This is a genomic window from Paenibacillus sp. J22FR83, from assembly GCF_059691955.1.
The window spans coordinates 23,612-44,934 of the sequence record NZ_JCAUAM010000010.1 but is presented as its reverse complement, the minus strand read 5'-3'; the positions used below and the strand labels follow the sequence as shown (position 1 = coordinate 44,934).

Here is a 21,323-nt window from a genome sequence, read left to right as displayed (position 1 = left end):
CGAATTTGCCGACTTAATTTCATTAGCCAAATCATAAAATTATATTTAGTCCGAAATTCCCTAACTAAATCGACCCAAGTAACGATACTTAATGAAAAATGGGTAAATAGTTCGGTATTTTCGGACTATTTGTCTTTTCCTATACGTAATCCTCATTTTAGTTCGGAGAAATCGGACTAACGCAGTCGAGGGCCTCACCAAAGTAGCCATAACTACTTTGAGGTGGCCCTCTTTTTATGGAATGAGGGGTATGCCTCCACTCCCTAATATATCTTCTTCTCAACCCGATCCGCTTTCAAAATCTCAACAGCCTCTCTAAACCGAAGCGAATGCACAATCTCCCTTTCCCTGAGAAATTTCAAGCTATCCTGCAAATCCACATCATCTGTTACGTCAATTAACCATTGATAGGTTGCTCTTGCCTTCTCCTCAGCCGCGATGTCCTCGTAGAGGTCTGCAATTGGGTCCCCTTTCGCTTGTATGTAGGCAGCCGTCCATGGTACCCCCGACGCGTTTTGATAAAATAGCGCTTTATCATGAGCCACATAATGATCATCCAAGCCTGCCGCTTTCAATTGTTCGACCGTGGCATCTTTCGTCAGCTTATAAACCATGGTCGCAATCATCTCGAGATGGGCAAATTCCTCCGTTCCGATATCCGTCAGCAAGCCCACAACCTTATCTGGAATCGAATAGCGTTGGTTCAAATAGCGAAGTGCCGCAGCCAGTTCCCCATCTGCTCCCCCATACTGCTCAAGAAGCAGTTTGGCCATCCGCGGATCACATTTGCTTACCTTGACGGGATATTGCAGCTTTTTCTCATATATCCACATGGGCTATCCTCCTTCCTCTCCCTAAACTTGCCACGGCCAAGGTGTTTCCACCCACTGCCATGGCGCTTTTGTAAAGCTGTGTCCAAAGGGCATCAAAGGTCCAAACTCCATTTCGAACTGCTGCGCCATATGCATGCGCTTATGGGCAAATTGATTATACTGCTGGATCACACTCAGATCGTCAGGGTGCGTATCCAAATACAGTGTCAACTCCACCAATACAAAATCCACGGCTTGCAAATCACGAAGTTGCTTGTAATAGGCTTCAGGCAGCACTTGCTCGCTCATGTTGATTGGCCTCCTTCATCACTCCTTGTCACTTCTAAAGGATTCGGATAGGGTCCATAAAGTGCTGGCCAGAGCGTTCCTGTTTTCAAAGCATCGTAAGGGCTAAACTGTGGTAATCCTGGTGGTTGAAATTGCATATATAGTTGCGGCGGCGTATTGTACCATTTCACTCGAATCGGTGGACAAGGGTCACACGGTCCGATATACGGATACCAACTTTTAAATTGTGTGTACATATGTCTCCTCCTTTACTGAGCCTATATGACTCGTTATATGCGGCATAACTTGGCCAAAATCACCGATATCCCATATTTATCTTTTTATAAAAATCATTTCACCATTGTTTCCCCACTCTCCGCTAGAATGAGGCAGCTAGAGTTAGGAACAATATGTGGGTTATGTGTGCAATGGAGATAGATCGAGCGTTATGATGAAAAGAAGCGTGTAGGACAAGTGGAGTTATGTAGTTTTAGAGGAAGATATGGAGTCATAAGCAGTTTTAGAGGTAACAAATGTAGCACTCGATAGAGTAAGGTTATTGATTTTTTCTAGGAAATCTTTTGCTCAAGTTCTATCCCTATCTAAAATGCAAAATAGCACTTTTCGGATGGGTATTACACTCCGATATTGGAAATTGATGCAAAAAGGCATCAATTTGGAGCAATTTCAGGAAATTATCAAGAAATAGGTTAAAAAGGATGCCTTTTTGCAAGCATTTACCACTTCAACCGTAAATCGTTACAAAAGGTTGCACATTTGCATTTTTGCGAGGTGGGAGAGGTAGAAGTGAGAGCGAAAGTTAGATAAGACCACCACCCCAGAACATAACCTCGCAACACTGCCATCCCGTTAAAAGCAAAAAATCCCTCTCCGATTGCACCCGCGCAATTCGGAAAAGGATTTTTCAATATCATTGTTAATCTAATTGAATATTCAATTTCAACACGCCTGCTTTGCGCAACGCTTGATAAATAATGACAACCAGAGGCCCAAGGAACAAGCCCGCGAAGCCTAACCATTCAAAGCCAATGTACAAGGAAATCAAAGCCGCTAACGAATTGATGCCAACCGCATCACTAAGCACTTTGGGCTCTACAATCCGGCGAAGGATGATGAGTACCAAGAAGAGCACGAACAAGCCAATTCCCATACCCGTATAGCCTAGCAGCAGCTGGTAAATGATCCATGGGATGAAAATAATTCCTGTCCCGATCACCGGCACGAATTCCATCACCATAACCAGTAGCGATATTGCGAGAGGGTACTCAGCCCGAAGAATCAGCAGTCCAATGAAAGTTAGCAAATACGTAAAGATCGCCATAATCAGCTGTGCACGAATAAAGCCGAAAATAGCTTCACGTAAATACGTCAGTACGTTTTCCATTTTTTCCTTGGTTTTCGTTTCAAACATCGAGAGAAAAGCAACTTTCAAATTGGGCAAGTTGTACATACATAAATACAAGGTGATTACATAGATGATCACTAGCATGAATAAATTAGGGATCTTCCCGGCCATATTGAGGAAAAATCCAGAAATACCACTCAGAATACTCGTTAATGCGCCAGTTAAGGTCTCTGTACCCCGTTCTACCCATGTCTGTACTTGCGCCGCCATCTCTGGGGATAACGAATCATAGAATACCTGGGTTCGCACCACAGCCTGATCCACGTAATTATTGACATCCTCCATGTAATTAGGCGCCTTACGTCCAAGGTCAATTAACTCGGTAACGACATTCATCCCAATAAAATAAATTAACGCCACCATCAATAAAGTAAATGCTGTAGAGATAATCGTTGCTGCGATAAAGCGGCTCATTTTTGCGACACGCATCAAGAGCGTTGTGAGTGGGTCCAAAAAAATAGCTGTCACCAGCGCTAAGAGAAATGGCAGTCCTACGGTGAACATACCGTATAACACCAATGCTCCTATCGCCATGATTATAGCTGTCCTGGGTGACATAGAGACGCCTCCGATTATTCATTTCCCGGTTTAACTGTGTCGATATTCGTTATATGTATACGAACGATACGCAATCGATCTACCTCGGTCACTTCGAAAACATGATTAGCATAAGGTACTTTCTTGCCTTTGACAGGCGCGCCTTCCACCTTCTTGAACAGCCAACCGCCAATCGAATCCACATCATCGTCTTCAATTTGGAGATCCAGCATATCGTTCAAATCTTCCAGTAGTACTCGACCATCAACAGAGGTGTATTTATCTTTCACTTCCACTCCAGGTCGTTCATTCACATCGAATTCATCATGCAATTCACCCACGATTTCTTCGATGATATCTTCCAACGCTAAGAGACCAGCCGTCCCCCCATACTCATCAACAACGATAGCCAGTTGGGAATGCCTTTTCTGCATGAGTTTGAGCACGCGGCTCACTTCCATCGACTCAGGAACGTTCAGAATAGGACGGATGAAGGTCTTAAGCTCTTGCTCCACATCCGGATCAGCCGTCAGTAGATCGGCAATATGGACAAAGCCTACAATGTTATCTTTGTGCCCATCCGCAACTGGATAGCGTGTATGCTTGGTTTCGTGAACGAAGCGTAAATTATCAATAAAACTTACTTCGAGAAATAAACAATCCATATCTGTCCGTGGCAGCATGACTTCTCGCGCGATAAGATCGGAGAATTCGAAGATATTATCAAAGAGCGTCATCTCATCTTCGTTGATATGACCGCTTTTGACACTCTCGTCCATCAGGATGCGAAGTTCTTCCTCGGTATGGGCAGCCTCATTCTCACTCGCAGGCTCGACACCAATCATCGCCAGAAATTTATTCGCAGCACCGTTAAGTACCCAAATAATTGGACTAAATATTTTATAGAAAAACAAGAGCGGTGCAGATAACCACAGGGAAGTCAATTCTGGCTTTTGAATGGCAAAGGATTTGGGCGCAAGCTCGCCTAGCACAATGTGCATAAACGTAATAAAACCGAAAGCAACGATAAAAGACAAAGTCGTTGTATACATCGATTCGCCTAAACCGAGTGAATGAAACAGAGGCTCCATGATCAATTCATCAATCGCCGGTTCCCCAATCCAACCCAGCCCCAAAGAAGCAAGTGTAATCCCAAGCTGCGTAGCGGACAAATATCGATCCAGTTGAGACGTTACTTTACTCGCGTATTTGGCCTTGCCGCTGCCTTCATTGACCAGTTGTTGAATACGAGACTGTCGAACCTTCACAAGCGCAAACTCCGCTGCTACGAAAAATCCGTTAAGCATCACGAGTAGGATAACTAGGAAAAGATTAAGTACGATAGAACCGAAATCAAACGACGTATGTGGCAAAATGTTATTTCTCCTTCAGAAAGATGATTAGATAATAGCTTTACGACTTTTGAAATCTACAGATCGATAGTAGGAGTCAGCTACAAGCAAGTTGGGTCCGCAACATGATGCCGTACTACAGAAACAATTCACCTGCTGATTCAGCGGATTGTTCTCCCAACGAGCAAAGATATCATCAAGCCCATCATCATGTATATTTCCAAGCGGAGGCTCATTAGCAAAATCGGTGACGAAAACCTCGCCAGTAAACGTACTGACGTTCAATCGATTCCGCCCATCTGGGTCGTTACGAACCGTAACGTTGCGCTCTTCACGTAGACGCTTAACTAGCGTACGATCTGCCTCCAGTTCGTTACATGCGAAGAACGGCAATGTGCCGAACAGCATCCACATGTCTGGATTCCGCTGGTCTAACAACCGATGAATACTTGCACGCAATTCGTCCAGCGTAACCATCGGAAGATGTGAAGCGAAAGAGCTCGCATACATCGGATGGACTTCGTGACGCTTGCATCCCATTTCGTTGATTAGCTGATGAATCTCAGGCAATTTCAAGTGGGTTCGCGTGTTAATCATCGATTCCGCTGAAACGTACAAACCACCTTTGCTTAGTGCCCTCGTATTATTAACCATGCGCTCATACATGCCTGATGCAGTGGCCTTGCCCACAGGTCGCGGCGAGTTCACAAATCCTACTTGATGGAAGTCATCCTCATTCAAATAATTGAATGAAATATGCATCACATCCAGATAAGGTGCCAGCAGTTCATAACGCTCCAAATCTAATGTTAAATTCGAGTTGATCTGGGTCCGAATCCCCCGCTCCCGCGCATATTTGAGGATGGGCAGCATGTAGTCCTTCACGATCTTGATGTGGTAGGACGGTTCTCCTCCTGTTAAACTAATCGTTTCCAAATGTTCAATTTCATCCAATTTCTGCAAAATAACCGGTAACGGTATACGTGGTCCTTCTGACATCGTAAGTGAATCCCCAACTGCACAATGCTCACAACGCATATTACACAGATTGGTGATAGTAAGCTCTATACTGGTTAATACGTGTTTCCCATATTTCCGATACGACCGAATGGGATCCCAAGGATCATATTGGGGAGTTAACTCCGGTAAGATGGAGTGTGTTGCGTTCCTATTCATGCTGTTTACACCTGACCTATCATTTCCTATTCAAGAACTTGTTACTACCTATTATGCCTATACCTATGCCCTTTATTGTAACTTATGATTGGCAAAAAAGGAAACAGCCATAGGAATCCCTGCTAGCACTACCGCTTGTCTACTTGGGATTGCGGCTTTGCCCGAAGCCACTTCGGCGCCCACCAGTTAGCGTCACCTAGCAACTTCATTAGCGCAGGCACAAGCATGACTCTCACAATTGTGGCATCAATCAACACCGCAAGTCCGAGACCTAGCCCCAGTGCTTTCATAATTTCGATATCTGTGAAAATAAAAGATCCTACGACAACAACAAGAATGAAAGCCGCGCTTGTAATTAAGCTTCCTGTTTTTTTCAAACCTTCCGCAGTACTCTGATCATTATCTCCACTTGCCTCGTACTCTTCCATGATGCGTGAAATGAGGAACACTTCGTAATCCATGGAGATCCCGAATACGACGCAAAAGATGATGACAGGCAGCGTTGCGCTCACATATCCGATGGACGTAATGTGCAACATATCAGCCATGAATCCATGCTGGAATACTAAGACGACAATCCCTAGACTAGCTCCTAAACTAAGCATATTCATCAGCACAGCTTTCAGCGGGAGCAGAACGGAGCGGAATGCTAATAAGAGAACGAGATATGTAATTCCCATTACGAAAATAAGAACTTCAGGAATTTCCTTTTGAATACGGTCAATAATGTCCAATCGATAAGCAGGACCACCTGTAACAGCAGTCTGTAATCCTTCTGGATTCAACTTGCGAAGATCATGAACTAGCTGATCCGTCACAGGATCATCCGTGTCCTTCTCAGGAATAACAATCATCAGAGCTGTATGCCCTTTGGCTAATTGCGTTTCTTCTAACTGTTGTTGAACCTCAGGCTTTGTAAACATGCCCGCAAGCTCTGCATCAGAATGCTGTCCCAGAACAGTTAGATAGCTCTGGACTTCTTTTACACCACCGACAGCTTTAACCTGTTGACCATAAGCTTGAATCTCGCCAATCGAAGCGCTTGACCATATTTCGTCTTTCGTATGTATAACAATTTGAATCGGTGCTGTCATGCGAGGGTCATAGGCGGTTTTGAGCAACTCCGCTCCATAACGGGACTCGTAGCTCGGAGGAAGCACCTCTGCGTTCGGTACACCTAATTTCATTTGCCAGATCGGCGTCATGCTATAAACCAACACACCGCCTACTACAACAACTAACAGGACTGGACGTTTCATTACCGCATATGCGATTTTTTCCCAGAATTTCGATGTTTCTTGCTTACGGAATCGTTTAGGAACGACCTGCAGGGAGTTAATGCGATGACCCAAAATACCTAACAGCGCTAATAACACAGTATTGGCCACGATAACGGAAATTGAAACAACGATAACGCCGCCAAGACAGAGAGAGCGGAAGAAGGTCAAATCCACAAACAGCATTCCCAACAAACCAATGAGGACTGCGATCCCCGAGAAAAATATCGATCTTCCTGCGGTTTGACATGTCATAGCGACGGCAGCAGCAACACTGCTTTGCACTTTGAGTTCTTCACGGAACCGGCTGACCAGAAATAACGCATAGTCAATGCCAACCGCAAGTCCTAGCATCGTAACCATATTCGGTAGAAAATTGGATAGGGATTGATGCTGCGCGATAAAATAAGTAACCCCAAGTGTAAGTGTCACACTCATCAGTCCTACGACCATAGGTAAGAATGCTGCAACCAATGTACCGAAAACAATTAACAATACGAGAAGTGCAATAGGCAGACCTATCGCTTCCGATTTGGCAATATCATGTTTACTGGCGACTTGCATGTCATACAAAATTGCTGGCCCGCCTGTAACATACACGTCCATACCTTCTGGTGGATGTACAAGCGACTTAAGCTCCGGATATCTCTCTAATGCGGGATCTGTATCTAACGAGAGCGATACACTAACTGCTTGTACATCTAGATGTCCTTCATTACGAGGCGTAGTTACGAATCTCACATCTTCCACATACGAAAGTTCTTTCACCTTTGTAAGTGTGGCCATAATCGCATCTTGATGAGCTTTCGCCGTTAAATCAAGCCCATTATGACCCGTATACACGAAACTCAACTGCGTGCGAGGTACCCCAAGCTCATCCCGCATTTGAATCAATCCCAGATCGGATTCGCTCCCTTTGGGCGTAAACCCGTTGTCTTTCAACATACCTGGCGCTTTCTGAGCGAAAATAGCAAAGATGAGCATTAAGCTAATCCCGATCGTTAACACTAACCATCGGAACCGAAACATGGCGTGTCCCCATTTCCAAAACACGCCTTTCTCCATGGACTCCCGCATCGTGACTCCTCCTTAATCTACAAAAAGAACCTGGTTTCCCAGGTTCTTCATCTAATAGGTGCTATATCTATTCTATAGTATTGTAGGCATAGTTGTATCTAATACGGAGTCGTTGACTTTAATTTCCCCAATTTCGGAAATTAATATCGACAGTTTGCTTGAAAGGTCGATTTCATACGGCTCCTTAAGCACAGTACCTGCTTCATTCTGAAGCACACGAATCGTCGGTCTATGCGGAACAGACATGTTCAACTTAGAGACGATACCATATTCGCCAGTATTCAGTCTTACCGTAATCCCCAATGGATAAATGGCTATTTTGTCCCGAAACAAAGCAATCTGACTCTGGTCATACATCGTACCCGATCCTGCGAATAACTGCTCCATAGCCTCATGTGGCAATAAGGGTCTGCGATATACCCGTGTCGTCGTCATGGCATCATAGGAATCGACAAGGCCAATCCATCTGGCGAACTCATTAATCTCGCCACCTTGAATGCCTCGCGGATAACCGCTGCCGTTAATCCGTTCATGATGCTGCAAGGCACAGTGGGCAGAAAGTAGAGGAATATTCGGCTCATCCTTCAATAAATTGAAACCGTAGGTTGTATGATTTTTCATTTCGTTGAACTCTTCTGTCGTTAACTGAGAAGGCTTCCGGAGAATGCCTAAGGGCACTTTCGTCTTCCCAATATCATGCAGTAACGCACCTAAACCAAGTGTCTCAAGCTTTTCTCGACTATACCCGTAGCTGATTCCCAGCATAATCGCATAAATACTCACGTTAACGGAATGTTGGAATAAGTAATTATCCTTCACATTCATATTATTCAGCATGACCATTGCACCCTCATGAGCACTCAGATCATCAATAATCATCTTCATGACATCGCGAAAGTTGCGACCAATGTCGTAATAATTCACAGCGCCGCGTTTATTCGAATCTTCCATAACTTTCTTAAATGTATTGCGAATTTCGATAACGGCTTTGCTTCTTGTTTCATCCTGAATGACATCTTCTTGAATAATGTCATCCGTTCTAGCGTCTTCTATATAAATATAATCAATTCCGTAGCTAAACAAGCGATCAAGGAGTCTCTGTGTAAGCTCAACATTAACGGCCAGAAGGACCATACCATCATCGTTGTATATATTCTTAGCCAGCCTCATCCCAGGTTGACACATGTTGATCGGCATAAACAGCATTTCTAGACCCCCGCATAGGTGAGCATTACGTTCTATTTAAATGTAATGGATTTTAATAAAAAGTTCAATATAAAAAACCGCGTCTTTCGACGCGATTCGCTAATATTTTATAAAAACCTACTTTAAAAACATATAAAGTGCGAAAATAATCGCGACGGCAAAACGATAATAAGCAAAGTAAGTGAGCTTCATTTTTTGTACGAGTTTAATGAAAGTGACGACAGCTAGCAGGGCCACCACGAATGCCACTAGAAATCCTACAATAAAGAAAGCCAAATCGTCGGATGACAGTGCATCGTAATTTTTCAAAAAGTAGACGCCTGATGCTCCGAACATAATCGGAATAGCCATGATGAAAGTGAAATCCGCTGATGCTGCACGACTTACACCCGAAAGCATACCACCGGCAATCGTAGAACCCGAACGCGAAAAGCCAGGCCAAATCGATACGAGCTGCCACAAACCAATTGCGAACGCTTGACGATACGTCAAGTCATCCAGGACGGTCGTTTTGGGTTGTTCCTTTTTCTTCTCGGCAATGATGAGCAGAATTCCTCCGAGCACGAGTCCGACTAGAACGGTTGTTGTATTGAATAACTTCTCATCCACAATATCATTGAATAGAACGCCGATCACACCTGCGGGTATGATACCAATTAGAATGTGCAGTAAGTTCAGCTTTTTCCCGGTTTTACTTTCGCTTTTGCGGTTCACAAGTCCAAACAAGGATAGGATTCGTTTCCAATAAATAACTACGACGGCTAGAATAGCACCCAATTGAATGACAAAGTTGAACGTATTCATTACTGGGTCATTCTCCATGTCAATGTGTAACAAGCTTTCAGTTAAAATCATATGCCCTGTCGAGGATACGGGTAAAAACTCCGTCAAACCTTCAACGATCCCAATAATGATCGCCTCAAAAATTGTATGCATAATTGCCCCCTATATTCTGCTAACTATCAGAAATTTGCTTCGGTTCTTATTCTACCTGTTTAGCACTGGGTCTGACAACATCTATGAACCGAAGGTGCTGGCTGTCGGCGATTGCAGCCTCATCTTGCAGTTGATCGGCTAGCACATCACGGATAAACTCAGGCAGCATATACACGATCTGCTTGCCTCGGCTCAGCGATAAATAGCCTGATCCGAACGTAAACATATCAATCGTACCCACGAGATAGGAACGTTCTGGATCTAGTGGCGTCTCGCCTACATGCACGGCGAGGATACGCTCATAGGGAGGGCGTGAGGCATCCACTTGGACGGTTATCCCGTCCACACAGAGGACGCCTAGCACCTCCCCGCGGAAGCCGTAGCCGCGTATCGGCTTCTCCATGAACTCGTCAAGCAGCGACTCTTCGAGCGCTTGACGAATATCTGCGCCGCTGAGCTCCATGCGGCAGGGATTGATGGGGCCGGGGCAGATTTCCAGCAGCCGGCCCCGGGAGAGGCTCCCCTCCTTCAGTCCCTGAAGGAGCTGCCCGCTATTGACCAGCCCGATCTCGGCGCTGGTCCAGCGGCGAATTCCCGCGGCAAGCAAGTTGCCGAGCGGGGATTCGCCGTACCAATCCAAGCGCAGCGGCTGCCGCAGCTGCGCGACCTCTGCCGCCAGCGATGCGGAGCTGGCGATGCGATAGTGCTCCAGCAGCGTGATAACGCTGCTGTCTTCTTCGCTCGCGTCCGTCATCGGGACGACGCGGCCGTTCAGCTCCACGATCCGGCGCTGCGCCGGGTCGTAGGCAAGTTCGATATGACCGGCATACTGACCGAACTTGCCGGCCGCACCAATATAAGTGCCGCTGAGGAGAAGCGGCTCTTCCAGCAAATGATGGGTGTGGCCGCCAAGGATAATGTCGATGCCTTCCAACTCCTCAGCCATCCGTTGATCCGTTCTCAGGCCCAAATGCGACATAACGATTAAGATATCCACCTTGGGACGCAGAAGGCTCACATGGGCGCTTACAGCTTTCATAGGATCGCTTACGTCCCAACCAAGCAATTCATAGTAAGCTTGATAAGCGGCAGTAACGCCGATTAGACCGATACGCATACCCGACTTCTCAAGCGTCATGGAGGGCAACATCCAATCCGGTGTTTCATTCGTCTTACTATCCGTTATATTGCTCCCAATTATGGGAAATTGGGCATGCTCCAGCACAACAGATCTAAGCCAATCCGGTGTAAAGGTTAATCCTTCATTGTTGCCTAGAACCATCGCTTCGTAGCCGGTTGCATTCATTATTTCTAAATTAGCGATCGCATTCGTTCCTTCTGTTTCTGGAAACATACGATCCATATGATCACCAATATCCAGTGTCAATACTTGATCCGGTGGCCAAAGTCGGCGAACACGATCAAAATAAGCACTAATTTTGGGCATCTGTTCGAAATGGCTATGTATATCATTCGTATGTAATATGACTAGCCGTTGCAAGGGGGCCGACATCCGTTCACCTCTCTTCATAATGAGAAAACGATAAATCTGACTGGGCACATGGTCAACTAGCTTCCAACATGCATGTCTCTATGTTATGCAAGAATCCGCTTCATCATTTCTTGATTTTGAGCTCATCCAGGGTAACTTTGTTCTTAAACCCATATGTTGCTTCATTACCTAAAGCCGGATCGTTTATAAACCATATTTTGATAATACTTTTTACATTCAGGCACTCGCTGCTTCCATCGGGTACATATAATCGAATCGGATACCCCTTCTTCAGTGCCTGTCCCTCTTGTGCATATAGGAACAGTGCTTGATCTGCTTGTCCCCATGGTATCAACGCCTGAAACTCATCTACCGCTTCCACCCGCACGTGAGTGGGCACTTCATTTGTATGATTTTGTCCCTTATTGTGCCAGTTTCGGTACCATGATTTAAGATCAAACGCCTCTCCTTCCACCGACGGTACGCGATCTTGAATATTTAAACTTTGGTCCGCTATTGCAACCATTTCATCAACCGTAAAACTTTCTATGTTCTTATGTAAGCCAGACACTTCTATGCTTGAATTAATTTGCATGCTAATTACTCCTTCTCCATTTCAAATTCCAAGTCCTGCCAAAGGATCACTCCATTATACCATTTTCAGGGCAAAATATGATATGCTGTAAGGGATTCTAACATCTATGGCAAGGAGAAACAAATTGAACTTACATATCCAACTCTTCGCAGGTCTAGTAGACCTATTCGGCACTTCTGTTCTCACGATTACTGTCGATCCTGATTCGATAACGATCGCGCAATTGAAGGATAAAATCATTGCTGATTATCCTGCTGCCTCAGCGCAGCTCTCTATATGTTTCTTTGCTAAAAATCAAGATTACGCCGGTGATCAGGACATCGTTACCGCCTCGGACGAGCTTGCGCTTATCCCGCCGGTTTCAGGTGGGCAGCCATCACTTTACGAAATCACCGATTCAACGATCGATGTCGTTTCCGTGACCAATAAGGTGAATCACCCTAACCACGGAGCTTCACTTGCCTTCATCGGCACGACGCGAGAATTGACACACGGTCAGCGGACCGTCCTTTTGGAGTATGAGGCTTATGTTCCCATGGCCTTGAAAACGATGGCAACCATCGGGGACGAAATCGATGCGAAGTGGCCTGGCACCTTATGTGCGATCACCCATCGATTAGGTAAGGTTGATATTGCTGAAGCGAGCGTCGTGATTGCAGTCTCTTCTCCTCACCGCGCTGACTGCTATGACGCTAGTCGATATGCCATTGAGCGCTTGAAACAAATCGTACCTATTTGGAAAAAAGAAATATGGGAGGATGGGTCCGAATGGAAAGGCAATCAAATAGGCCCCTGGAACCCGCTTCATGCACCGCAGACTGATAACTGACTCGAACGGAGATGACTTCACTTGGATCCTCATTTACATACAGAAGCTTCACAAGAAATTGACCCACGCTATTCGAGACAAATTCTCTTCCCACCGATCGGCATGGATGGTCAGCGCAAACTTGGCCTAGGCCGTGTTGCAATTGTCGGCATGGGAGCATTAGGTACTGTTCTTGCCAATCATATGGTGCGCGCAGGTGTTGGATATGTTCGGATCATAGATCGCGACTTTGTTGATAAGAGTAATCTCCAAAGGCAAATGCTGTACGATGAAGACGACGCCGCTGCGACAATTCCCAAGTCCATCGCCGCTGCGAAGCGTCTGCAGCTCGTGAATTCCAATGTCGAGATTGATCCTCATGTCTGTGATCTTAATGCGACGAATGCCGAGGAATTGCTTCATGATGTCGATGTCATTCTAGATGGAACCGATAACTTCGCTGTTCGATTCCTGCTCAACGATGTCAGCATGAAATTAGGGATCCCTTGGATTTATGGTGGTGCTGTAGCCTCGCGAGGAGTCTCCCTGACCATTATCCCTGAACGAACACCTTGTTTGCGTTGTCTCTTCCCGCAAGCGCCAGCTGCAGGCACTACAGATACTTGTGACACGGCAGGCGTCATTGGAGGAATTATCCATGTTGTTGCTTCCTATCAAGCAACGGAGGCACTTAAACTACTCGTAGGCGCTACAGATCAACTTAATCTCAACATGCAGCAATGGGACTTATGGTTCAATCAGAATTCGGCGATACGGGTCTCCGGGGCTAAGAAGTCAGATTGTCCAGCTTGTGCACTTAGGCAATTTGAGTATTTAGATGCTCATCTTGAAAGTGATACCATTCAGTCTTTATGCGGACGCAATTCGGTGCAAATTCACCCGATTATTCCAAGCACACATCCATTGGAATACTGGGAAGAACGGTTACAACCGCTTGGTCTGGTTGAGAAAAACCGTTTTCTTCTAAAGTTTCACGCATCTGAAGATATTCAAATGATTCTATTCCCTGGCGGTCGTGTTCTCATTCAGGGGACGGAGGATTTAATTCAAGCCAAAAGTCTTTACAGTCGTTATATTGGGATGTAGTATTACAATATACCTATGGGACACTAGGACTTGGAGAGGAGCTTATATGCGTGTACATGTGCTTCAACTAATTGTTGGTGACAAATTAATTTCCGATTCCTACAATGCAGTAGGTCTTCATTTACTCTCTTCAGGCACCATTCTCGATGCTGGAGACATCTCGATGCTTAATCGTCACAGTGTGGATTATGTTGATATAGCTCCAAGAAGCAGTGAAATCGAGAAAGTCGTTGAAGAAGTGCCATCCCGGAAAGCAAATATCTTACAGGTTACCTCTTTTAACAATGCTACTCAGGGCATTAAAGACATGTTTGAATGTTTGCAAGACGGGGGTTCTCTTCGCAACGACGATGTAGAATCCGCTTTCAATCCGCTAATCGAGAGCATTCAGGAAGAAAAGGACGTTGTTTCCTTACTCCTTTCCTTGCATAGCAAAGATGACTATACCCTTCAGCACAGTGTTCAGGTGGGGATGTTATCGTACTATATTGCCAAATGGATGAACAAATCCGAGAAGGAAGCATTAGTCATCGGGAAAGCAGGCTATCTGCACGATATCGGTAAATGTAGGATACATCCAGATATTCTGAATAAGCCAGCTAAGTTGACGAAGGAAGAATTCGAGGAAGTTCAGAAGCACACGATACATGGTTTTGATATCATTCGCAAATCGCTCAAAGATGAAACGTCCGCACTCGTTGCCCTGCAACATCACGAGCGTATGGATGGTTCAGGCTATCCTTTACGAAAAAGCAGTACAGAGATCCATTCCTACTCCAAAATTGTCGCGGTCGCAGATGTGTACAGCGCAATGATTTCCAGCAGAGTGTATCAACAGCGACGTGATCTGCTGCATGTTCTTAAAGAACTTCATCGCATGAGCTTTGGCGAACTCGATCCCAAGATCACCCAAGTGTTCATACGCAACATGATTCCTAATTTTATCGGTAAAAAGGTGTCTCTGAGCGACGGACGTGAAGGGATTATCATCATGACTAACCCTACTGATTTCTTCCGACCGCTCATCAACATTGACAATCAATTCTTAGATTTATCGCAGCTCGCTAATGTAGAAATTACGAAAATTGCGATTTAATACATGGGATATCATACATAGAAAAATTAAATAATTAGAGAGCTTATCGAAATTGCGATTCCGATATATACGGCAGCAAGAAGGGTACCGACAGCCACATTGCCTCCCTTAAGCTGGTCTGATAGCTTCATACCTGGGGTTAGCCAATCGAACACCCAATATGAGGCTATTAAGCATGCGTACCCTACTGCAAACCATAAGCTCATATGCCAGATGGAGGCATTCGTATAGGCAGCGATACCTAGAATGATCGCAGTAGCTATGAACTTGCCTCCCATGGTTATCCCAACAGCTACATTGCCATTATTGATTTCTTCCATATCCCGATAGGGGGTCATTAGACTAAACAAGTACATCCCTGCAAACTGCAACAAGACAATTACGAATAAACTGATAATAAGGTCCACAACGATCATTCTGCCCACCCCCGAAATTTAGCCATCGACTGATCAAAATCCGTATAATCATGTACTTCTTCTAGGACTACACTTACTTCTTTCTTATCTTTGAAGGATGTATATCTCGCTTCTGGAATCGGTTGCTTAACCTTCTGGCCAGTTGGCAATTCTACCACCGCAAAGTACCTAAATTGGCTATCCAGCTCTGTTTTATAAACACCGATTAATTTCACATCTGTCTTTATCTCCACTTTTAATTCCACTAGATCTTTGTCTGCTTCTTCTTTTGTTTTGAAAGACTTAATCGGCTTCCATTGCGACAAAGTAACATCGTTCTTTCCTTGACTGTCCGCCTTCATGGTTGCTTGCATGAAACTCAACACCCAAATACTATCTCCAGTTGCAAAATTCTGATCGTTGGACATACGGTCATTGTTCGGTAACAGCACCATATCACCGTCGATAAGATCCCCAACCTTGACTTGCTGGACTTGATAATCCCATGGCACGTCTCCTGGCGCATAATTCGATGTCGTCGAACCGCTGCCTGATGTTGTTTGGCTTAGTACAGACGGCTTCTTATCCAATGCCGCGGAGATTATCCATATGATGACAATGATGCCTATTAGTCCTATAGCCAATCCAATAAATCTTCCTTGTTTCAAGGCGTTTTCACTCCAATCGCCACAAATTGACTTGCATTCCCGGTTATGATACCGCCAGCTCTACCTAGAAGTCCGCACGGCGTACCATTCAATACGAATAGACCTGTTAATAAATGGCCTTGACCATGCTGGAAAGTTAGCCGCGGCAGGTCAGCTCGTTCTTGGTATACGCGGTTAAAAAACACACTCGTATCAAATCCCGCTTCATCCTTAAATTCCAGTTCTCCCTGTTCGTTATATAACTCAACTGAGCCGCCTTCACGGCCAAACATCGATTTCGACACATAGTTGCCAGCTAGGATAGGACTCCTATACGTTGGTAGCATGTAGGTCTTAATCAGGTCATGCTCCTCTTGCGTAAATAACTCTGACTGATTGATATGAAGATCCCAGATGAGTGCTTGCAACCCTTTGGATTGTAAAATCACAGCATGCAGCCCATTAAATAAATGAACGAATTTCTCCTCGATCGCATACGATAGGGCCTCTCCCCCGTCGTCAACCCCCATCCATTCCTTCGGATATAAGGCAAACATGCGCTCAATAATCCGGTCACTACCAACCTTAACGACGCCCTCGTCAATCCACAAATCCAAACAGTCTACACAGGTCATCTCCCGTCCACTATGCGCGACAAGTGCATCAATGGTGCCGGTGTCTTCGGCATGTGTGCCGTAGGCAATACACGCTGCGTAATCAGGCGCTTCAATCTCCCAGGCTGCCCTTAGAAGTTCCTTCATCCTACGATTCGGTGATTCTACACCATATTGCTCACAAAGCCACGGAGTTGCAATGGAGGCTTCGACATACCCCGTAGGCGTATCCGCATTGAGTTCTAGCAGCTTAATATGGCCTGACTGATCGACTGTAAAATCAAACCTTGCATAGCGGCTTATGAAGCCCTCGCCATTCGGCTCAAGTCGGTCCAACCCATCCCATAACACTTCCGGTATCGATAAGTCTGCATAAAGCTCTCTTTTGCCCGTAACATAACGAGCACCTTTATCAAACACCTGCCAAAGTCCAGAAGCAGCCTGAATAAGATCTTGGTATACGCTACTTGGCATAACGACTAACTGATCAATCCAATACTCTTCCTGCTCCAAGTTAGCCCACGTAAATCCAAGTTCAGCCAGTTCCCGCACACGAGAAGTTCTATCTGTGGCTGGTGCCCCGATAACTTCAAATACCATGACATTAACCCCCAGAGCTTGAGCTGGAGGAGGAGCTGAAACCGCTGGATTTACCGCCTATGCTGCCTGATGAGGTTGATGTTGATTTAGAACTGCTAGAAGATGTATTGCCGCTTACGGAGGAACCCGTTGTGCCTGACTTTGTCGTTGACGATTTATTCGAGTTCGATGTAAAAGTCCCGCTACCGCTTGAAGTTGTTGGTGTTTTGGTCGTCGAACGATTTGTAAAAGTACTTGGTTGATACGTCTTATTAACATATGGTGTATTGGATCGATAATAATAGGAGCGATGATTGTTTCCCCAACTGCTTGAGGAATACGGGCTTACCGTATTGAAAATCAAGTGGTACAGCAGCAGATCATCCCATCCAAAGCCACTGCCTGACACATGATTCACAATAATAGGAGCCGTACTCCCGCCTGATGTGCTCGGTGTGGGCGAAGGCGATGGCGACGGTGCAGTCAAGCCTTTATCCGGAGGGACAGGTAAACTCCAATCCACTTGCGGATCGTAATAGGCTTTCACATCCTCATTCGACCATTCCACCAATTTCGATGCTCCCGCATTGGCAGTTGGCGTCTCCGCGGCCTGTGCCGTTCCTAACAGCATCTGACCTAACAAAATCAAACTCAGTGATGTTGATAGTACTTTAAGCGGTCGTTTCACGCCCTGCTCCCTCCCCCTTCTGCTCCGGCTTTAACGAGCAGCAATTCAAACGCTTGGAGATCCAGATTCAAACGACCTTCAATCATTTCGTATTCCTTCCCGCCAACGAGAATAAAATTAGCCACATTTAAGGCTTGAATAAGCTGATCATCCCAGGCACGATCACTTAAATGGAGCAGTTGCCCCTCGGGCAACTTTTCATACAGTACGATTCTCATTCTGACAGCCTCCTCCAAAAAAACATGCTACACATTTAAACGCATAAGAGATTCAATTGTTTCAAAATAGACAAATATAAAAAGCCTATCCATTGGATAGACTTTTTTCATTACTCTTATTAATAGGCAATTCGCTTCGCCTTTAGAAATGTTTTTTTCCAATATGCTTTATCAATACTTGATATCTGTACCCCATTCTTCGGCTCGGGGGAAGCATGCAGCATCTTCATATTTCCAATATAAATGCCGACATGACCAACTGTTTTGTTCGATTTAAAGCGCCCTGGCACATAGAAAAACAGCAAATCGCCCTTACGCAATGACTTACGAGATATTAATGTGCCTTTAGTACCTTGTGATCGAGCTACACGCGGCAGCTTAATATTATATTTCCCATAAATATACTGGGTAAATGTTGAACAATCGAATCGGCCTGTTTGGGGATATGGGCCTGTACCGAATTTATATTTGACGCCCATATAATTTTTCCCTTTATTAATCATGGCGTTAATATCAATGTTTTTCAGCACGGGCATATCTTCATCCTGATTACTTGGTGACCATACTTGTAGATCATGAAGTGTACGACTAGGCATTCCCGCTGGATTTGCACCAGCACCATCGTCTTTGAATGGATCCGCAGGATCATCCCCGAAATTCAACTCAGGCGAATTGTCATTCGCACCTGCGGGATCATCCTCATGTTCAATGATCGCTACAGGGGAAGCATGAACAATGACGTCTCCTTGTCTAACTTCGTAAGACATATCATCTTGAAATAAGTCCGCTAAGTCTGAAACAGGTACATAAGCCGTACCGCCTTCTTTCACTACGGGCTGACTTAATTGAATATCCGCTCCATCTTTCATAGCTTTATTGGAGTTCATGATTAGTTCAAAGTTAGCGTCATTATCCCCAATCATCAGTTTACCTTCTGAATCTTCCCATTCGGACTGGAATTTGAGTGTTTTAATTAAATCTTGAGCAGAAACATAATTGGTATTTCCTATTTGTTTCATTGGCAGTACCGCATCATTGTTTGCAAGCCCAATGATACCTTTGCCTTCTTGCGACATACTCTTCGTAACCGAATTGCCTGAGCCAGTTACACCTGTTGGGCTTTGCGAAGGTGTTACACTAGGTGGGCTCGCATTATCCTTCCCACAAGCCGTCGAAATCGCCAGCATAAAAACCACACTGCCGATTGCTGGTATTTTTAGCTTATTCCACATGGATTTCTCTCTCCTTCAGGGACACATTATTATCCTTTATAGAGTGAGACAAGTGGGGTACAAATATGCATTTTCACCATCGTAATTGTTGTTGGAGCATCTTGGAAAACGGAAAGATCATTATGAGTTATGGAAAAACCCTTTTATCCAATTTGCAAAATCTGCAGTGACTGGAATAAGTCCTATTCCATGATTTGCGATGGCAATCAAACCATAGGCAGTTTGTCCAATCCCTACAATTCCAAGGGCTGTATGCCCAATACCTACAGATATAAGTTGTACTGTAAACCGCAGCTATGCGTAGTATACATAATTGAAAAAAGCGTGCCCGAGTTACTCGGACACGCTTTTTTCAATAAAAATTATTTAACCGATCGACCCTTCCATCTCGAACTTGATGAGACGGTTCATTTCCACGGCGTATTCCATCGGAAGTTCTTTCGTAAACGGCTCAATGAAGCCCATAACGATCATTTGCGTAGCTTCTGCTTCTGTAAGTCCACGGCTCATGAGGTAGAACAATTGATCCTCAGATACCTTGGATACGGTCGCTTCATGCTCAAGCGTAATGTTGTCGTTCATGATTTCATTGTAAGGAATTGTATCTGATGTAGACTCGTTATCCAAGATCAACGTATCGCACTTGATGTTAGCTTTGGAACCTTGGGAGTTACGTCCGAAGGACGCCAAACCACGGTACGTTACTTTACCGCCATGCTTGGAAATCGATTTGGATACGATCGTCGAAGTTGTATCTGGTGCCAAATGCGTCATTTTCGCGCCCGCATCTTGGTGTTGACCTTTGCCCGCAACCGCGATGGAAAGAACCATCCCTTTAGCGCCGCGGCCTTTAAGAACAACAGCTGGGTACTTCATTGTCAGCTTGGAACCGATGTTACCATCAACCCACTCCATCGTAGCTCCTTCTTCTGCAACCGCACGTTTGGTAACGAGGTTGTAGATGTTAGGTGCCCAGTTCTGGATCGTTGTGTAACGAGCACGGGAGTTCTTCAAACATACGATTTCAACGACTGCGCTATGAAGGGAGTTCGTGCTGTAGATAGGCGCTGTACAGCCTTCTACGTAGTGTACGAAGCTATCTTCATCAGTGATGATCAATGTACGCTCGAATTGGCCCATGTTCTCGGAGTTGATACGGAAGTAAGCCTGCAAAGGCACTTCACATTTCACGCCTTTTGGTACGTAGATGAAAGATCCGCCTGACCATACGGCAGAGTTCAACGCTGCGAACTTGTTATCGGAAGGAGGAATGATCGTTCCGAAATATTGTTTGAACAACTCAGGGTATTCACGAAGAGCTGTATCTGTATCTGTGAAGATAACACCTTGATCTTCAAGCTCTTTTTGCATGCTGTGGTAAACAACCTCAGACTCATACTGTGCAGAAACACCAGCCAGGAACTTTTGCTCTGCTTCAGGAATACCAAGTTTGTCGAATGTTTCTTTAATCTCGGTAGGAACTTCTTCCCACGTTTTACCTTGCTTCTCGGAAGGACGAACATAGTATTGGATATCATCGAAATCCAAATCATCCATGTTTCCGCCCCAACGCGGCATAGGCATTTTGAAGAATTGCTCAAGGGATTTCAGACGGAATTCCAACATCCAATCTGGTTCGCCTTTAATTCTTGAGATTTCTTCAACGATTTCACGAGTTAGACCTTTTCCGGATTGGAAAATGGATTTATGCTCATCTCTAAAACCATATTTGTAATCCTCTAAATCTGGCATTTGTTTCGCCATG

The 21,323-nt window shown here is 45.0% G+C and carries 21 protein-coding genes; 3 read left to right on the top strand and 18 right to left on the bottom strand.

Going from position 1 to position 21,323, the window contains the following annotated elements:
• Positions 1–263: 263 nt before the first annotated feature.
• The 11 genes from AC58PV_RS18705 to AC58PV_RS18655 all read right to left on the bottom strand — a co-directional run bounded on the left by AC58PV_RS18705 (position 264) and on the right by AC58PV_RS18655 (position 12,174).
• Complete coding sequence (locus AC58PV_RS18705; protein WP_497433796.1) at positions 264–833, bottom strand: manganese catalase family protein; 570 nt, start codon at positions 831–833, stop codon at positions 264–266.
• Positions 834–854: 21 nt separating this feature from the next.
• Positions 855–1,121: a spore coat protein CotJB gene (locus AC58PV_RS18700; RefSeq protein WP_068662867.1), complete on the bottom strand. Its 267-nt coding sequence runs from the start codon at positions 1,119–1,121 to the stop codon at positions 855–857.
• Positions 1,118–1,357, bottom strand: coding sequence for a spore coat associated protein CotJA (locus AC58PV_RS18695; RefSeq protein ID WP_497433795.1), 240 nt, complete (start codon positions 1,355–1,357; stop codon positions 1,118–1,120). The genes AC58PV_RS18700 and AC58PV_RS18695 overlap by 4 nt, the downstream gene beginning before the upstream one ends.
• A 680-nt stretch (positions 1,358–2,037) precedes the next feature.
• Entirely contained in the window at positions 2,038–3,084 is a 1,047-nt protein-coding gene (gene ytvI / locus AC58PV_RS18690) for a sporulation integral membrane protein YtvI (RefSeq protein WP_497433794.1), read from the bottom strand.
• Positions 3,085–3,098: 14 nt separating this feature from the next.
• Entirely contained in the window at positions 3,099–4,436 is a 1,338-nt protein-coding gene (locus tag AC58PV_RS18685; protein WP_497433792.1) for a hemolysin family protein, read from the bottom strand.
• A gap of 27 nt (positions 4,437–4,463) precedes the next feature.
• Positions 4,464–5,591, bottom strand: coding sequence for a radical SAM/CxCxxxxC motif protein YfkAB (gene yfkAB / locus AC58PV_RS18680; RefSeq protein ID WP_497433791.1), 1,128 nt, complete (start codon positions 5,589–5,591; stop codon positions 4,464–4,466).
• Between the two features lie 128 nt (positions 5,592–5,719).
• The gene (locus tag AC58PV_RS18675) at positions 5,720–7,945 is read right to left on the bottom strand and encodes an MMPL family transporter (protein ID WP_497433790.1); all 2,226 of its coding nucleotides are present in this window, start codon (positions 7,943–7,945) and stop codon (positions 5,720–5,722) included.
• A 72-nt stretch (positions 7,946–8,017) separates the two neighbouring features.
• Entirely contained in the window at positions 8,018–9,151 is a 1,134-nt protein-coding gene (locus AC58PV_RS18670; protein ID WP_497433788.1) for an HD-GYP domain-containing protein, read from the bottom strand.
• 117 nt (positions 9,152–9,268) lie between these two features.
• A complete protein-coding gene (locus AC58PV_RS18665; protein ID WP_497433787.1) occupies positions 9,269–10,087 on the bottom strand; it encodes an undecaprenyl-diphosphate phosphatase in 819 nt (272 codons plus the stop codon).
• A 46-nt stretch (positions 10,088–10,133) separates the two neighbouring features.
• The gene (locus AC58PV_RS18660; RefSeq protein WP_497433786.1) at positions 10,134–11,600 is read right to left on the bottom strand and encodes a bifunctional metallophosphatase/5'-nucleotidase; all 1,467 of its coding nucleotides are present in this window, start codon (positions 11,598–11,600) and stop codon (positions 10,134–10,136) included.
• A 103-nt stretch (positions 11,601–11,703) separates the two neighbouring features.
• Positions 11,704–12,174 (bottom strand): hypothetical protein, encoded by a 471-nt coding sequence (locus AC58PV_RS18655; RefSeq protein ID WP_497433784.1) that lies wholly within the window; start codon positions 12,172–12,174, stop codon positions 11,704–11,706.
• A 124-nt stretch (positions 12,175–12,298) separates the two neighbouring features.
• Between AC58PV_RS18655 and AC58PV_RS18650 the strand changes: the two genes are divergently transcribed.
• From AC58PV_RS18650 to AC58PV_RS18640, 3 genes are read left to right on the top strand one after another with little or no spacing between them, the layout of a single operon-like run.
• A complete protein-coding gene (locus tag AC58PV_RS18650; protein WP_497433783.1) occupies positions 12,299–13,003 on the top strand; it encodes a molybdenum cofactor biosynthesis protein in 705 nt (234 codons plus the stop codon).
• A gap of 57 nt (positions 13,004–13,060) precedes the next feature.
• Positions 13,061–14,089 (top strand): ThiF family adenylyltransferase, encoded by a 1,029-nt coding sequence (locus AC58PV_RS18645; RefSeq protein ID WP_497434061.1) that lies wholly within the window; start codon positions 13,061–13,063, stop codon positions 14,087–14,089.
• Positions 14,090–14,135: 46 nt separating this feature from the next.
• Positions 14,136–15,185 (top strand): HD-GYP domain-containing protein, encoded by a 1,050-nt coding sequence (locus tag AC58PV_RS18640; protein ID WP_497433782.1) that lies wholly within the window; start codon positions 14,136–14,138, stop codon positions 15,183–15,185.
• 26 nt (positions 15,186–15,211) lie between these two features.
• Here AC58PV_RS18640 and AC58PV_RS18635 read toward each other — a convergent pair whose 3' ends face one another.
• The 7 genes from AC58PV_RS18635 to sufB form a co-directional block, all read right to left on the bottom strand.
• Positions 15,212–15,601, bottom strand: a complete 390-nt coding sequence (locus AC58PV_RS18635; RefSeq protein WP_497433781.1) for a DUF350 domain-containing protein — start codon at positions 15,599–15,601, stop codon at positions 15,212–15,214.
• Positions 15,598–16,248, bottom strand: a complete 651-nt coding sequence (locus tag AC58PV_RS18630; RefSeq protein ID WP_497433779.1) for a signal peptide protein — start codon at positions 16,246–16,248, stop codon at positions 15,598–15,600. Before AC58PV_RS18630 ends, AC58PV_RS18635 begins: the two co-directional genes overlap by 4 nt.
• Positions 16,245–17,441: a glutathionylspermidine synthase family protein gene (locus tag AC58PV_RS18625; RefSeq protein ID WP_497433778.1), complete on the bottom strand. Its 1,197-nt coding sequence runs from the start codon at positions 17,439–17,441 to the stop codon at positions 16,245–16,247. The genes AC58PV_RS18630 and AC58PV_RS18625 overlap by 4 nt, the downstream gene beginning before the upstream one ends.
• A gap of 4 nt (positions 17,442–17,445) precedes the next feature.
• Entirely contained in the window at positions 17,446–18,108 is a 663-nt protein-coding gene (locus AC58PV_RS18620; RefSeq protein WP_497433777.1) for a hypothetical protein, read from the bottom strand.
• Positions 18,105–18,326 (bottom strand): hypothetical protein, encoded by a 222-nt coding sequence (locus AC58PV_RS18615; RefSeq protein WP_497433775.1) that lies wholly within the window; start codon positions 18,324–18,326, stop codon positions 18,105–18,107. Before AC58PV_RS18615 ends, AC58PV_RS18620 begins: the two co-directional genes overlap by 4 nt.
• Positions 18,327–18,445: 119 nt before the next feature.
• Entirely contained in the window at positions 18,446–19,558 is a 1,113-nt protein-coding gene (locus AC58PV_RS18610; RefSeq protein ID WP_497433774.1) for a C40 family peptidase, read from the bottom strand.
• A gap of 366 nt (positions 19,559–19,924) precedes the next feature.
• Positions 19,925–21,322 (bottom strand): Fe-S cluster assembly protein SufB, encoded by a 1,398-nt coding sequence (gene sufB / locus AC58PV_RS18605; protein WP_497433772.1) that lies wholly within the window; start codon positions 21,320–21,322, stop codon positions 19,925–19,927.
• Position 21,323 lies beyond the last annotated feature (1 nt).